General features: G+C 37.5%; 13 protein-coding genes and 2 tRNA genes. 1 reads left to right on the forward strand and 14 read right to left on the reverse strand.

Annotation, left to right across the window (positions count from 1 at the left end):
* Nucleotides 1-7 precede the first annotated feature (7 nt).
* The 5 genes from yihA to LG273_RS11595 all read right to left on the reverse strand — a co-directional run bounded on the left by yihA (nt 8) and on the right by LG273_RS11595 (nt 7,249).
* Entirely contained in the window at nt 8-589 is a 582-nt protein-coding gene (yihA, locus tag LG273_RS11575) for a ribosome biogenesis GTP-binding protein YihA/YsxC (protein ID WP_379561443.1), read from the reverse strand.
* Complete coding sequence (gene lon, locus LG273_RS11580) at nt 576-2,906, reverse strand: endopeptidase La (protein ID WP_404453732.1); 2,331 nt, start codon at nt 2,904-2,906, stop codon at nt 576-578. The genes yihA and lon overlap by 14 nt, the downstream gene beginning before the upstream one ends.
* Nucleotides 2,907-3,205: 299 nt before the next feature.
* Nucleotides 3,206-4,480 carry an ATP-dependent protease ATP-binding subunit ClpX gene (gene clpX, locus LG273_RS11585; protein WP_379561445.1) on the reverse strand — a complete coding sequence of 425 codons (1,275 nt, stop codon included), beginning with the start codon at nt 4,478-4,480 and terminating at the stop codon, nt 3,206-3,208.
* A 349-nt stretch (nt 4,481-4,829) separates the two neighbouring features.
* Complete coding sequence (gene tig, locus LG273_RS11590; protein ID WP_379561446.1) at nt 4,830-6,116, reverse strand: trigger factor; 1,287 nt, start codon at nt 6,114-6,116, stop codon at nt 4,830-4,832.
* A gap of 146 nt (nt 6,117-6,262) precedes the next feature.
* Nucleotides 6,263-7,249, reverse strand: coding sequence for a DUF3196 family protein (locus LG273_RS11595; protein ID WP_404453737.1), 987 nt, complete (start codon nt 7,247-7,249; stop codon nt 6,263-6,265).
* 418 nt (nt 7,250-7,667) lie between these two features.
* Between LG273_RS11595 and LG273_RS11600 the strand changes: the two genes are divergently transcribed.
* Nucleotides 7,668-7,988, forward strand: a complete 321-nt coding sequence (locus LG273_RS11600; RefSeq protein WP_379561449.1) for a hypothetical protein — start codon at nt 7,668-7,670, stop codon at nt 7,986-7,988.
* Between the two features lie 101 nt (nt 7,989-8,089).
* On the opposite strand, the gene LG273_RS11605 is transcribed toward LG273_RS11600, so the two are convergent.
* From LG273_RS11605 to LG273_RS11645, 9 genes are all read right to left on the reverse strand, one after another.
* Nucleotides 8,090-8,779, reverse strand: a complete 690-nt coding sequence (locus tag LG273_RS11605) for a lysostaphin resistance A-like protein (RefSeq protein WP_404453740.1) — start codon at nt 8,777-8,779, stop codon at nt 8,090-8,092.
* A gap of 265 nt (nt 8,780-9,044) precedes the next feature.
* Nucleotides 9,045-9,118: transfer RNA gene (locus LG273_RS11610), tRNA-Arg, on the reverse strand.
* A gap of 9 nt (nt 9,119-9,127) precedes the next feature.
* Nucleotides 9,128-9,201, reverse strand: a tRNA-Gly gene (locus tag LG273_RS11615).
* A 169-nt stretch (nt 9,202-9,370) separates the two neighbouring features.
* The gene (locus tag LG273_RS11620) at nt 9,371-9,880 is read right to left on the reverse strand and encodes a metallophosphoesterase (RefSeq protein WP_379561501.1); all 510 of its coding nucleotides are present in this window, start codon (nt 9,878-9,880) and stop codon (nt 9,371-9,373) included.
* Nucleotides 9,881-9,937: 57 nt separating this feature from the next.
* Complete coding sequence (locus tag LG273_RS11625; protein WP_404453744.1) at nt 9,938-10,546, reverse strand: XTP/dITP diphosphatase; 609 nt, start codon at nt 10,544-10,546, stop codon at nt 9,938-9,940.
* Nucleotides 10,547-10,559: 13 nt separating this feature from the next.
* The gene (rph, locus tag LG273_RS11630; RefSeq protein WP_404453747.1) at nt 10,560-11,309 is read right to left on the reverse strand and encodes a ribonuclease PH; all 750 of its coding nucleotides are present in this window, start codon (nt 11,307-11,309) and stop codon (nt 10,560-10,562) included.
* 243 nt (nt 11,310-11,552) lie between these two features.
* The gene (locus tag LG273_RS11635; protein WP_379561504.1) at nt 11,553-12,620 is read right to left on the reverse strand and encodes a GerMN domain-containing protein; all 1,068 of its coding nucleotides are present in this window, start codon (nt 12,618-12,620) and stop codon (nt 11,553-11,555) included.
* 108 nt (nt 12,621-12,728) lie between these two features.
* Nucleotides 12,729-13,553 (reverse strand): glutamate racemase, encoded by an 825-nt coding sequence (racE, locus tag LG273_RS11640; RefSeq protein WP_379561505.1) that lies wholly within the window; start codon nt 13,551-13,553, stop codon nt 12,729-12,731.
* A 23-nt stretch (nt 13,554-13,576) separates the two neighbouring features.
* Nucleotides 13,577-14,011, reverse strand: a complete 435-nt coding sequence (locus tag LG273_RS11645; RefSeq protein WP_404459531.1) for a MarR family winged helix-turn-helix transcriptional regulator — start codon at nt 14,009-14,011, stop codon at nt 13,577-13,579.
* Nucleotides 14,012-14,258: the final 247 nt, after the last annotated feature.

A 14,258-nucleotide genomic window follows, 5' to 3' on the forward strand; every position in this document is an offset into this window, starting at 1 on the left:
GAAACCGCTAAATAAATTGACTTAACAATTTCCAAGCTTCTTCTTTTCCATCCCCTGTCTCCGAAGAAAATGGCAGGAGATAGTCAGACTCGTCCATTTCAAGAATCTTTTTAGTCCGTTTCACATGACTTGCCCGTTTATTTTTAGGCACTTTATCAAGCTTTGTTGCAACAACGATAACAGGAAGCTCATAATGCTTTAGAAAATGATACATCTGAATGTCATCGTTCGTGGGCTCATGGCGTACATCTGTTATGAGGAGGACTGTTTGTAACGTTTCACGAGTTTCGAAATACTCTTCCATCATAACTCCCCATTTTTCTCTTTCTTTCTTGGAAACTTTAGCATAGCCATAGCCAGGAACATCAACAAAATAAAATGCTTCGTTTATTTTATAGAAATTAAGTGTTTGGGTTTTTCCAGGTTTTGAAGAAGTCCTTGCTAAATTCTTCCGATTAATAAGCTTGTTGATAAACGATGATTTGCCAACGTTTGACCTACCAGCTAGAGCAATCTCTGGTAGCTGATCATTTGGATACTGTTTTTGACTTACTGCACTTATAACAATTTCTGCGTTAGTTACTTTCATTTTTCTCCTCCACTAGTGCATACGTTAGAACTTCATCTAAGTGTGATACTGGAATAAAGTTCAGTTCGTTTCGCACACTCTCTGGAATGTCCTCTATATCTTTTTTATTGTCTTCGGGGATGATAATGGTGGTAAGGCCTGCTCTATGTGCACTAAGAGATTTTTCCTTTAGTCCACCGATTGGCAGAACCCGTCCACGCAATGTAATTTCCCCAGTCATCCCCACTTCTTTTTTCACTGCACGTCCCGTTAAAGCAGAAACAAGAGCTGTTGCCATCGTAATCCCCGCAGATGGTCCATCTTTTGGAGTTGCGCCTTCTGGTACATGTATGTGAATATCGTATTTCTCATAGAAATCAGTAACTATATTTAGCTCCGTAGCTCGTGACCGAATATAACTGAAGGCAGCCTGTGCTGATTCCTGCATGACATCACCAAGCTTTCCAGTCAGTGTCAGCTTACCTTTCCCTGGATAGTGTGATACTTCAATAGAAAGAGTATCTCCTCCAGCTGCAGTATACGCCAATCCTGTGGCTGTACCTACTTGGTCCTCCTGCTCTCTCATTCCATAACGATAAACTGGTTTACCTAACAACTCTTCCAAGCTTTTCTCTGTCACCACTACACGCTTTTTCTCTTCTGATATGATAATTCGTGCAGCCTTTCTGCAAACAGTTGCTAATTGTCGTTCCAGATTCCTCACACCAGCTTCCCGTGTATACCTGCGAATTAATTTTAATAACGCCTCATCTCTTACTTGCAAGGTGCTTTTCTTTAATCCATTTTCTCTTAATTGTTTCGGTAATAAATGTTCTTTCGCAATATGAAGCTTTTCCACCTCTGTATAGCCAGCAATAGAGATAAGCTCCATTCTATCAAGCAATGGCCCCGGAATATTATTCACATAATTCGCAGTCGCAATAAAAAGCACATTCGAGAGATCGTATGTTTCTTCAATAAAGTGATCACTAAAGTTGCTGTTTTGCTCTGGGTCTAGGACTTCAAGCATGGCAGAAGAAGGGTCACCACGAAAGTCATTGGACATTTTATCAATTTCATCTAAAAGGAAAACCGGATTAATGGTCTTCGCCTTTTTCATTCCCTGGATTATACGACCTGGCATTGCACCAATATAAGTGCGGCGATGACCACGGATTTCCGCTTCATCTCGGACACCTCCGAGAGATATACGGACAAAGTTTCGATTAATAGAACGAGCTATTGATTTGGCTAAGGATGTCTTCCCTACACCGGGCGGGCCAACAAGACAGAGAATTGGACCCTTAATAGAATTGGTTAGCTTTTGCACAGCAAGATACTCAAGTATTCGTTCTTTTACTTTGTCTAGGCCATAATGATCTGTATTAAGAATATCTTCCGCTTTGTTAATTTCAATCCTATCCTCGGAGCGATTTGTCCATGGTAAAACAATTAACCATTCTAAATAGTTTCTAATAACAGAACTCTCCGCAGAGCTTTGTGGCACTTTTTCATAGCGATCTAATTCTTTTAAAGCAGCCTCCATAACTTGCTCTGGCATATCTGAGCTCGTTATTTTCTCCTTTAATTGCCCAATTTCTCCTGTTTTACCGTCTTTTTCACCTAACTCTTTTTGAATTGCTTTCATTTGTTCACGCAAATAATATTCCTTTTGCGTTTTTTCCATGGATGTCTTTACCCGCTCACCAATCTTTTTTTCCAGATCTAATACTTTTTTCTCGTTTGTAATTAACTTAATAAGATATTTTAATCGGGCGATTACATTTTGCATTTCTAATATTTCTTGTTTTTCCTTCAATTTAAGAGATAAATGGGACGTTATTATATCAGAAAGCCTTGAGGGTTCATCAATATCTGAAACTGTAGCAAAGGTTTCTTTGCTTATTTTTCTGGAAACAGAAACATATTGTTCAAACAAACCAAGTAATGAGCGCATAAGCGCCTCTTCCTCATTGTCATCACCATGTATATCTTCGCGTTTCTCAATCTCTGCTTTAAAGAAGTCACTATCCTCTGTAAAACGAACAATTTCTCCTCTATGAAGCCCTTCCACCAACACTCGCATTGTTCCATTAGGTAATTTAAGCATTTGCTTCACTACAGCCATTGTTCCGATCGAATATATGTCTTGAGGTTCTGGATCATCCATGCTTACTTTTCTTTGAGCAACAAGGAAAATATTTTGATCATCCATCATTGCTTGTTCCAATGCTGCGATGCTTTTATCTCTTCCCACATCTAAATGGATTACCATAGATGGAAACACAAGTAATCCACGCAATGGTAATAGAGGGAGTTGTATTGTCTCTTTCGTCATGTAACGACCTCCGTATTTCTTAATATGTAAAATACAAATAAAGTTTATTCTATGTGTTCTTTAAAGTTTATAGAAAACGGAACCTTTTGTAAACGTTAAACCTATAATCGTGAATGGTTATAGCATTCCCCTCATCTTTTTTATCTAATCAGGAAATATTGAAGGGCCAATGCAAAACACTTTTAGTTATATAACTATATCTTTATACATTTAAAAAAAGACTGTCTTGGCAACTAAATCACGCAAGACAGTCTCTCCTGTTACCCAAACCGGAATATTATTTAATCTATAGGAAGGTATTAAGCACTTTCTTTAGGCTTTTTGCCTTCTTTAACGGTCCCATCATGAAACACAAGCTTTGGACTTCCGTTCTCTTCCATTACCGTATCTTTGGTGATGACACATTTTTCAATATCATCCCTTGAAGGCAATTCGAACATAACGTCTAACATAATTCCTTCAATAATGGAACGGAGGCCACGTGCTCCAGTTTTTCGCTCAATTGCTTTCCTAGCAATTTCTCTTAATGCTTCCTCTTCAATCTCTAATTCCACATTATCGATCGAGAATAGCTTCTGGTATTGTTTTACAAGTGCATTCTTAGGCTGGGTCAAGATTTCAATAAGTGCTTCTTCATCTAGTGGTGTTAGACTTCCAATTACCGGGATACGGCCAATAAATTCAGGTATAAGGCCATAGCGTAGTAAGTCTTCTGGTAACACTTTAGAAAGAAGTTCTCCCATTTCTAAATCTTGTTGCTTCTCATTAGAACCAAAGCCAATGACTTTTTTACCAAGACGACGTTTAATCACCTGGTCGATACCATCAAAGGCTCCCCCAACGATGAATAAAATATTTGTCGTATCAATCTGAATGAATTCTTGATGTGGATGCTTACGACCACCTTGTGGTGGAACACTTGCTACTGTACCCTCAAGAATTTTCAGAAGTGCTTGCTGAACACCTTCACCTGAAACATCCCTTGTAATAGATGGGTTTTCAGATTTACGAGCTACTTTGTCGATTTCATCAATATAGATGATTCCTTTTTCAGCTTTTTCCACATCATAATCTGCTGCCTGAATTAATTTCAGTAAAATATTTTCTACATCTTCCCCTACATATCCAGCTTCTGTTAAGGAAGTGGCATCTGCCATGGCAAACGGAACATTAATAATTCTAGCAAGCGTTTGAGCTAGAAGGGTTTTACCACTACCAGTAGGACCGATCATAGCAATATTACTTTTAGACAATTCTACATCGTCCCCTGCTGATTTAGGGGAGTTAATTCGTTTGTAGTGATTGTATACAGCAACTGAAAGATTTTTCTTAGCTTTGTCCTGACCAATAACATAATCATTTAGTATTTCACAAATTTCTTTTGGCTTTGGAATTTCTTTCATTTCTGTTTCTTCTTCTGTTCCCAATTCCTCTTCCACGATTTCTGTGCAAAGTTCTATACATTCATCACATATATAAACGCCAGGTCCGGCTACTAGCTTACGTACTTGTTCTTGACTCTTTCCACAAAACGAACATTTCAGTTGTCCTTTTTCTTCATTAAACTTAAACATTATATTTCACCCCTAAAAGTTTAAATCTCCACCTGAATGGAATTTTCAGGATTCAACTTTCATAGTCATCATATCAGATCGATTTTAAAATACAAAACGATACACTTTCATAACGTTTAGCATAATCTAATTATGGATAATAATTCATAAAAGTCAAATCATACTACTTATACTATATGTAGCTAACCATAATTAAGTATGCTTATCAAACCACATAATCCTTCTTTTTTTTTGGAATTGCGATTTACAACACAAATGGAAAGTTATATGAGAAAACAAGGTGCAACTTCTCTGCACCTTGTTTTAGTATTTACCTTATCCACCTGCATCTAAACGGAATTATATTATTTTAGACAGTTTTGCTGTTCTCAACAAGAAATTCGATTGCTTTGCGCATTTTCAGATCGCCTTTTACAGCTTCTGTATTTCCACCAAGCATCTGTTTCAACTGTTCCAATTCAGTTCCGTACATAGAAGCCATTTTTTCAAGTTCTGCTTCTACATCTTCTTCGGAAACTTCAAGGTTTTCCTCGTTAACAATAGCTTCAAGTGTAAGGTTCGTTTTAACGCGTTTTTCAGCATCCTCTTTCATTTGCTCTTTCAAAGCATTCTCGTCTTGACCGGAGAATTGAGAATACATTTCCATTGTCATTCCTTGCATTTGCAAGCGCTGTTCAAATTCTTTTACCATTTGATCAAGCTCTGTTTCAACCATTGCTTCAGGAATGTCTACCTGTGCATTTTCAGAAGCTTTTTCAATCAAAGTTTCTCTTTTTTGGTTGTCAGCATCTTGTTTTCTTTGCGCTTCTAACTCTTCTTTTTTCTTTTTCTTTAACTCATCAAGGGATTCAACTTCTTCATCTACATCTTTAGCAAATTCATCATCAAGCTCTGGAAGTTCTTTCGCTTTCACTTCATGAATCTTAACTTTGAATGTAGCTTTTTTACCTGCAAGTTCTTCAGCATGATATTCTTCAGGGAATGTTACTTCAACTTCCGTATCTTCACCAGGTGTTTTTCCAACTAACTGTTCTTCAAATCCTGGAATGAATTGGCCTGAGCCAATTTCTAGTGAATGGTTTTCACCTTTTCCACCTTCAAAAGCTTCTCCGTCTAGGAAACCTTCGAAATCCATTACAACAGTATCGCCTTCTTCCACACTACCTTCTTCTTTTACAACCAACTCTGCCTGATGCTGACGTTGATGCTCTAATTCATGGTCTACATCTTCATCTGTTACTTCTACAGATTGCTCTTCCACTTCAAGACCTTTGTATTCTCCAAGTGTTACTTCCGGTTTAACGGTTACCTTAGCAGTGAATACAAGTGGCTGACCCTGCTCAATAGTTTCAATGTCAATTTCAGGTTGTGCTACTGGTTCAATTCCTGCTTCTTCAACAGCATTCGTGTATGCTTCAGGCAATACGATGTCTACAGCGTCTTGATACAATGCTTCTACACCAAAACGGTTTTCGAAAATTTTACGTGGAATTTTCCCTTTACGGAATCCAGGAATCTGAACATCCTTGGAAACCTTTTTAAAAGCTTGATCTAGTCCTTGATCAAATTTTTCTACAGAAACTTCAAACGTAAGTACTCCTTCATTTCCTTCTTGTTTTTCCCATTTCACTGACATAAAAATTCCCTCCAAAATCAAATCTATTGTTTCCAATCATTTTACACGTTCATTATGATAACTACTTATATAATGATCTATATTTACAACCATCTTATTATAACATAATTACCTTGCCTTTCAAGCATTTCGGAGCCTACCAGCTATTACTCTTCAATAATGCTTAAGTAAAGGGTGTCACTTAGCTTAATTTCTTCGCTGAATTGTAGGATATTGTTAGGCTGTGACATTTCTTCATCCATATGTATACCTAGGTATTCCTGGCCTACGAGCTTTATTGCTTCCGCTAGTTGGAATACTTCCTCTGATGGTGGAAATATCGGATAATGTACATACAAAAAGCGAAACAGCAACTTTTCAAGCATTTCAAATAAAGTTGGGTTCTTCTGTTCTATTTCCTCTAACAAGCTTCTAACTTGATGAAATATTGATAGGTCTTCAACCTTTTCTAATGCATAAGGTCTAACAATTCTTTCTCTTCCAAGCTTATGTATGCTCACATCCTGATCATAACCAGCTTCAGTTAACCATTGGAGAACTACCGTTTTGGTTACAGGATGTACTTTTTCATTCGTAAGCAACGTTGGAATCTCCTTAGTAGGCAATGCAGACATCTGTCTCAGGCTATCTATAATCCGCCACTGCTCCCTATGGTTTTCCTCATCAATTGCTTGCATTAACCCACTTAAATGGGTATTAGATCTTTCGACTGTTAAATCTGCCTTCATCTTACTACTCATCGTATACAATTGCTGAAACTGTTCTTCCATTGGGGCAGGGACTTCCCCCATCTCAAATTCATACTCAACTTGCTCCATTAACAGATCGTATTGGTTTGTCTGGAACAAAATAGTTAAATAGATATGTACATAATGGTAATAATGTTCATCCTTTATTGTAAGTAACTCTTCACATATTTCTTGTGCTTCACTATGTCGGCCTAATTCCATTAAACAAATGAGCTTCCCTATAATAATTTCGTGGGAATGTATATGATAGCTTAACAACTCATCTAGTTTGGTAAGCGCCTCCTCATACCTTTTCTCTTTAAGAGCTTGCACGCTCTCTTCTTCCAAAACATCTTTCCATTTTGGGAAAAGGATGACATTCTCTTTTTCTGAATACTGCTGCATTTATTTCCTCCTTTCCTTGGACATGTGTTTATTATTTAACAGTCAATAGATATACATACCCTCTTCTTTTAAAAATAAACCTTTTGGTCAACAATTCCTTAAAGTTTTACAAGTAACTTTCCTTATAAAGACGCCTTTTCTTATGGAGAATAAAGGGTAGTTATAAAAACAAGAATGACCAAATCACCTATGTTTGTAACACTGTATTTCACCCTATTTATTATACCATGGATTTTGGTTAGCAGGTTTATAATCGACCAGTTGTACATATTAATCTTTTTCTAGAAAGTGTATCACATCTATACTAGGGTTTTCTATCATCCTATTAAAAAACAAGCGTTTGCCGTAAGCCACCTGCCATTCCAAAACATTCTATATCGAATAAAATACATTATCAAGATCAAAGGAGGGAAAAACAATGAGAAAAAGGAACCAAAATAGAAGTTTTGATCAAAATGGTAACCAGGAGTATTTCTTTGCTAAAGCCAATGCAGATGTTGATTTTGACCTAGACAACGATAATGACAATGATCTAAAAAACAAAAACAACAATTATAATATCGTAAAAGTATATGTCAACGGCATGGGCGTTGGTCCTGCTAATGAAGTTGAAGAAGAGGAAGAAGAGGCTGAAGCAGAAGAAGAGGAAGAAGAAGAGGAAGAAGAAGTTGTAAGAAAACCTAGGAAAATTTGCAGAAAGAGAAACAACGTACTCGGCGTAAACCAACGTAAAAAATAACCTAGAAGCTATTTATCCCACCTTAACTGGAAGAAGTTGAGCCAGCGTTTTCAGTAACGTTGGCTTACTTTTCAATATGTTTCAACATGTATCTCATAGCTTTACGCAATTACAGTTAGAATTACAGCTATTCCATTAAATGTTCCGTGAATAATGATAGCAGGTATAATAGAATTCGTTTTTTCATAAGTCCAAGCGAATATTAACCCTGAAACAAAATTAACTGGCAGGGTATTATATGTAGGAATATGGACTAGTGTGAAAATTATAGAGCTAAGACACAAACCCGGAACTACTCCCCACTTTATTCGAAACCATTTATAAAGGAAGCCTCGATACAATATCTCTTCATATAATGGAGATATGATAGCAGCAGAAACAAATCCAATCAAAAAGTTAATCCAATTTAAATCTTGTTTTAGTGATCTCGTTTTAGCATTATCAGTCCCCATGTTAATGTAATCCATTATGATTACTATTGCCACACTCATAACGATTAAACATAAGGTCCAGTTTATTATTGACTTCCAATATTGTTTTCTAAAAGGTTGTAAACCGACTTCTTCCCACCCATACTGATATGGTTTTAACACTGTAACATATATACTTATCGTACATAAAACGGCCATTACAACGCCAGTTAATGTGCCTGCATATAACTCGTGCTGAAATAAATCATTTAATAGATTTTGTAAGTAACCTTCAATTGTCAAAGGCACAACTAAGAAAACAAACACAAGTAAAATGGTTAGATCTTTAAACGTCCATTTTGTCACAAGAAAATTATCCATTCTAATTCCTCCATATGTAATAAGATATATCTAGCATAAAAGTTGACGCTACGTAACTTGCAAGCATATATTAATAAAATTTAAAGGAGGAAAAGAAATATGGAAGGATAACTTTCTATAAGTGGTTTCTTAGAGAATACATAGCTCTGAAAAAGCCCCTATTATAGCGGGAGAAAGCCCTAGAGATTTATATTCAACACAATAATATAATAAGTGCCAAAAAGAAAAAACCTAACAAACATTAAGTTTGTTAGGTTTTTATTGACGTCCCAGGCAGGATTCGAACCTGCGACCCACAGCTTAGAAGGCTGTTGCTCTATCCAGCTGAGCTACTGGGACAAGTATGTATGGAGCGGGTGAAGGGAATCGAACCCTCATCATCAGCTTGGAAGGCTGAGGTTTTACCACTAAACTACACCCGCAAATATGTAATTTCCCGCTAAATATTTACCCTTTTTCGTTTGTTCCTTTTTTAACGGACAAGAAATATTATATGCATAATCCAAACAAATGTCAACACTTTTTCTATAAAATATTTGAAACCTACCAGGCTTTGAAAATCCCGTAGCCTGATAAGCTTCAAACTTCCCTTTATAATGATGCCTGATAAGCTAAATCCTGTACTTCTTTCCCATCCAATGTATGAAACGTAACATTAAATTCATTTGGCGTTTTCCATTCTAAGATGGCATATGTTTTTTCTACACGTCCCCTGGGCTGGCGAATACTCCCTGGATTTATAAACAATTGACCATCTACTTGCTGTGCCCCTGCAACGTGGGTGTGACCAAAACAAATGATCTTTGCTCCTAATTCTTCAGCTCGGTAACCAACCGTCATTAGATTCTGTTTAACATTATGCAAATGACCATGTACAGCAAGAATTTTAACGCCTTCAATGTCCAACGTTTGTTCTTCCGGATATCTTGTATCAATATCACAATTCCCAGCGACCTTATAGAAGCCATCCATCTCTTGTGAATCCATATCAAGCTCAGAATCGCCGCAATGAATCATAAATTCGAGTTTATGCTTTTGTTTAATTTGTAATAATTCGTCTGTTAATCCATGACTATCACTTGTAATAAGTACCTGTGTCATACAAACCACCAATCTATGTAGGATTATATAGGAGCCATAACACTAGCTATATTTGCGTTATATTTGTTCTTTCTTATACCCTTTTATCCATTTATCAAACTGCTGAATAGCTCTTGTCCGATGGCTGATTTTATTTTTCTCTTCGGCAGTCAACTCAGCCATTGTCTTCTCATAATCTTCTGGTATAAAGATTGGGTCATACCCGAACCCGTTTACCCCTCGTTTTTCATTTGCAATATGCCCTTCACAATACCCTTTACGAAAAATCGTTTCTTTTCCTGGTGTAGCTAATGCAATCACACAAACAAAACGGGCAGTCCGCTCAGGTTTTGGAACACCTTGTAAATTCTTTAATACTTTCGCTATATTCGCCTCATCATTTTTGACTTCCCCAGCATATCTAGCCGAATAGACACCAGGCTCTCCATTTAATGCATCGATTACTAGCCCGGAATCATCGGAGAGTACTGGTAGACCAAGCTTTGCAGAAATTTCTTCTGCTTTTAAAGCAGCATTTTCTTCAAATGTGTCCCCCGTTTCTTCAACATCAGGTAAGTTTTGCTCAAGGTCCATCATCGATAATGCTTGTATGTTATAACGCGAAAAGAATTGTTTAAACTCTGCCGCTTTCCCAATATTTCGCGTCGCGATAAGCACCTGTTCCATAACTATTCCTCCATTAAGCTATTGTTTCACCAATGCGGTCTGCTAAATCACCTATAGACTCACGTTGAAATGCAAAGAGCTCCTCTATTCCCTCTCCAGCTAAATTAAGCATTGTCTGCAATTGATCTGCAGTAAAGGTAGCTTCTTCGCCTGTACCTTGAATTTCCACGAATTCATGCTTCCCAGTCATCACAATATTCATATCGACGTTTGCTTGGGAATCTTCTTCATAATTCAAATCAAGAATTTCCGTATTGTCTGGTAAAACGCCAACTGACACAGCAGCCAGAAACTGTGTTACAGGCATATGCTTTATCTTCTTTTCTTCTAGAAGCTTGCCAAATGCCAGCACAACTGCTACAAAAGCTCCTGTTATAGAAGCTGTCCTAGTTCCTCCATCTGCTTGAATAACATCACAATCCACCCAAACAGTTCGTTCTCCAATACTATCTAGATCGACCACTGAACGTAACGCTCTCCCAATTAAGCGCTGAATTTCCATCGTTCTTCCGCTGACTTTTCCTTTGGAAGATTCCCGAATGTTTCGCTGTTCGGTAGCTCTTGGCAGCATAGCGTACTCCGCCGTAATCCAGCCTTTTCCTTGTCCCCGGAGAAATGGCGGGACTCTATCTTCAATACTTGCATTACAAATTACTTTCGTGTTACCAACCTCAATTAAAACAGACCCTTCTGGATGTGTAATATAATTTGTCGTAATCTTCACAGGGCGTAAACTATTTATTTTTCTTTCATCGTTTCTCATCAAAGTCTCCTCCTTGTTTCAACCTTTAGCTTAACATATTTTGCACGAAAGCAACATGTTAATACATAATAGAAAAACTTAATCATCCGTGTCTAACTGGCCAATTAAGTTTAATTTTCTGTATTATATTGTATCTGAACAACATCGATGCGACTGTGTTGTTGAACAAAATAGAAGGGAACTTTAAAAAAGCTTGTTTATCGATACAAAAGAAAAAGGAGCTATACTGCTTAGCCCCTCCTTCTAAAGCTTTTCAGTTGGTGTGAACTGCTGTTTGGTTACTGGTTCTTCATATGTCTCGCCGTTTTCATTCATTATCTGCTCAACATTCTCTACTTTTACATCGACCGCTTCAATCCCCTCTTGCTCAGTCAACGTCCTTACAAGTGTCTCCATTACCTCGTCGGAGATAACGCCAGTCCCTTCTTCAAGTAAGATATCTTGACTAAACGTTAAATCTAGCACGCCTTCCTGTAGTGTGGGCTCTCCTTTTAGAAGTGTTGTAGGGTTAAACACATGTTGTACATTCGTATTAAAACCAGGACCATCAAGTAAAGATTCTACAATGGACGAGTAGATGTCCTCATTGTCTGTTTCAACATATTGTGTAACTGGCACATAGTACCGATTTTCATCATGCTGTGTTGGATAATACATTGTAACAGCTTTACTATTAATTAAGTCTACTGTATCTGTATCAGTCACATTAATGCCGTTTGCTCTAGAATAACCTTCCCCAACAGGTGTACCATTAACAGGCATTTCTTTAACTGCATGGCCATTAATTTGTAGTTGCACCGTGTTAACATTGTCGAACTGGGTTAGTGTATGTGTTATCGACTCCAGTATTTGCAGCTCTTCTTTTGCTTCATAGTCTTTAAATTCTTCTGAGAAATCTACTACGATAGTGCCGTCTTCCTGCAAATTCACACCAAGAATTTGGGTACCTTCTGGCAGTACAGCTTGAAACCCATTTGGCAACATGGATGTAACTGGCCCACCTTTAACTAAATACTCCAAAACCTGAGAGGCTACTTCTTTTGATTCAGGATTAGGAAGTTCTATCGTTTGAGCCGCGACCATCCCATTTGCATCTACCAAATACAATTGTCTTGGCACAGTTTCACTTACTTCCGTTTGTTCCCCTTCATCAGATACACCTTCACTGTTTTCACCATTCTCTAAATTATCAACCGGCTCTGCGTTTTGTGGTGGGTCCATATCCTCAAGTGATTGTTCACCTTGAAAACACCCTGATAATAATAGAGCCATTGTGATACTACCAGTTAATAATATGCCGCGCTTATACATGTCTTTCCCCCCTAGGATGGTTTGTACTATTATGTATACGAGCCCTCAGAGAAAATAGACCAAAACAGTGTAAAAATAATCAAATTAAAAACCCAGAAACCTGTTTGATTAGGTTTGCTGGGTTTGATGTAGCTGTGCTTTTTTTATGGTCATCATCTGTAAATATGGGTCCTTAAAGATACTCTTAGCGATATCCATAAATATTTCTAATTCCCCTGTTGTGTAAAACTCATGAATTGGCACGACATCGCTTGTATTAATCACTTTATGAACGTCTAGTATCGTACTTGTTTCCCTTGCCGTCTCTTCACTGGAGGAAATTACGGTAACGTGCTCCCCCATTACATTTTGTATGGTTTTCTTTAGCAAAGGATAGTGGGTACAACCAAGGATTAGTGTATCCATTTGTTTGCTTTCCTTAAACGGAGCCAAGCTAGACTGCACAACTTCTTCAGCTTTTTCTCCTGTTAAAACCCCTTGCTCCACCATAGGTACAAATAAAGGGCACGCCAAGCCACTCACTTCAATCCCTGAATGAATGGCCTCAAGCGCCTTCGTGTATGCTTCACTACGAATTGTGCCCTCAGTACCAATAACACCAATATTATTATTTCTAGTAAACTTAATTGCCGCCCTTGCGCCAGGCTGAATGACGCCAATCACTGGAATATCTAGTTTTTCCTGAAGTTCTTTTAATGTGAATGCTGTAGCTGTATTACAAGCAACTACGAGCATTTTTATCTCTTTCTCAAGTAAGAAATTTACTAGCTCCCATGTGAATTTTTTAACTTCCTCTTCTGATCTGGGGCCATATGGGCACCTTGCCGTGTCTCCAAGATAGATTAATTTTTCCTTCGGTAGCTGTCGCATGAGCTCATTTGCTACCGTGAGCCCACCTACTCCAGAATCGATGACCCCGATTGCCTGTTCCACTAAAAATCGCCTCTACTTATCTATTATTTTTTGTCTACCTGTTTCATTTCTTGATGAAGAAAATCGAGTAATTCACTTAATTGCTCTGTTTGTTCGGAGGAGAATTTTTCAAGTACTTCTCCAAGATACTCTTGCCTCTTCTGGATAACTTCTTCGATTATGGATTCTCCCTTTTCTAATACATGGATTCTTACCACTCTTCTATCCTTTGAATCACGCACCCGTTCGACAAGTTCATTTCTTTCCATGCGGTCAACTAGGTCAGTTGTTGTACTAAAGGCTAAACTAATTTTATTTGATAACTCACCTATCGTTAAATCTCCTTCTTCAAGTAACCATTGTAACGCTATAAATTGCGGGGAAGTAATGGGATAATTGTTTAATATTTTTCGTCCATTTTGTTTTATAATGCCTGATATATAACGCATTCTCTTCTCTATTTCATTTATTGTCTTCATTGTTGCATCACTTTTCAAAAATGTAACCCCCTAAATGGTCTTTCATTGCCTAGAAATGAAATATGACAAGGTAATAGATGCTAGTGGTTAGTTATATTTAAACACCTCAGCACTATACAAGAACCTCTTACAGTTAATCTTAAATAATTTAAATAATAATTTTAACCCATTCTATTCAGCAAACAATTAAAGTGTTTCCTATCAGACTGGCCCAAATCCACTTTCCTCATTATAGTTACATTGATAA

Source organism: Oceanobacillus kapialis (genome assembly GCF_044790185.1).
In the GTDB taxonomy this organism is placed as follows: domain Bacteria; phylum Bacillota; class Bacilli; order Bacillales; family Amphibacillaceae; genus Oceanobacillus_B; species Oceanobacillus_B kapialis.

Bases quoted from the DNA above. Each gene is read 5' to 3' on its own strand.
- LG273_RS11605 (WP_404453740.1), bottom strand. From the start codon at position 8,779: ATGGATAATTTTCTTGTGACAAAATGGACGTTTAAAGATCTAACCATT.
- clpX (WP_379561445.1), bottom strand. From the start codon at position 4,480: ATGTTTAAGTTTAATGAAGAAAAAGGACAACTGAAATGTTCGTTTTGT.
- tig (WP_379561446.1), bottom strand. From the start codon at position 6,116: ATGTCAGTGAAATGGGAAAAACAAGAAGGAAATGAAGGAGTACTTACG.
- LG273_RS11595 (WP_404453737.1), bottom strand. From the start codon at position 7,249: ATGCAGCAGTATTCAGAAAAAGAGAATGTCATCCTTTTCCCAAAATGG.
- rph (WP_404453747.1), bottom strand. From the start codon at position 11,309: ATGAGAAACGATGAAAGAAAAATAAATAGTTTACGCCCTGTGAAGATT.
- LG273_RS11600 (WP_379561449.1), top strand. From the start codon at position 7,668: ATGAGAAAAAGGAACCAAAATAGAAGTTTTGATCAAAATGGTAACCAG.
- LG273_RS11625 (WP_404453744.1), bottom strand. From the start codon at position 10,546: ATGGAACAGGTGCTTATCGCGACGCGAAATATTGGGAAAGCGGCAGAG.
- LG273_RS11635 (WP_379561504.1), bottom strand. From the start codon at position 12,620: ATGTATAAGCGCGGCATATTATTAACTGGTAGTATCACAATGGCTCTA.
- lon (WP_404453732.1), bottom strand. From the start codon at position 2,906: ATGACGAAAGAGACAATACAACTCCCTCTATTACCATTGCGTGGATTA.
- LG273_RS11620 (WP_379561501.1), bottom strand. From the start codon at position 9,880: ATGACACAGGTACTTATTACAAGTGATAGTCATGGATTAACAGACGAA.
- yihA (WP_379561443.1), bottom strand. From the start codon at position 589: ATGAAAGTAACTAACGCAGAAATTGTTATAAGTGCAGTAAGTCAAAAA.
- LG273_RS11645 (WP_404459531.1), bottom strand. From the start codon at position 14,011: ATGAAGACAATAAATGAAATAGAGAAGAGAATGCGTTATATATCAGGC.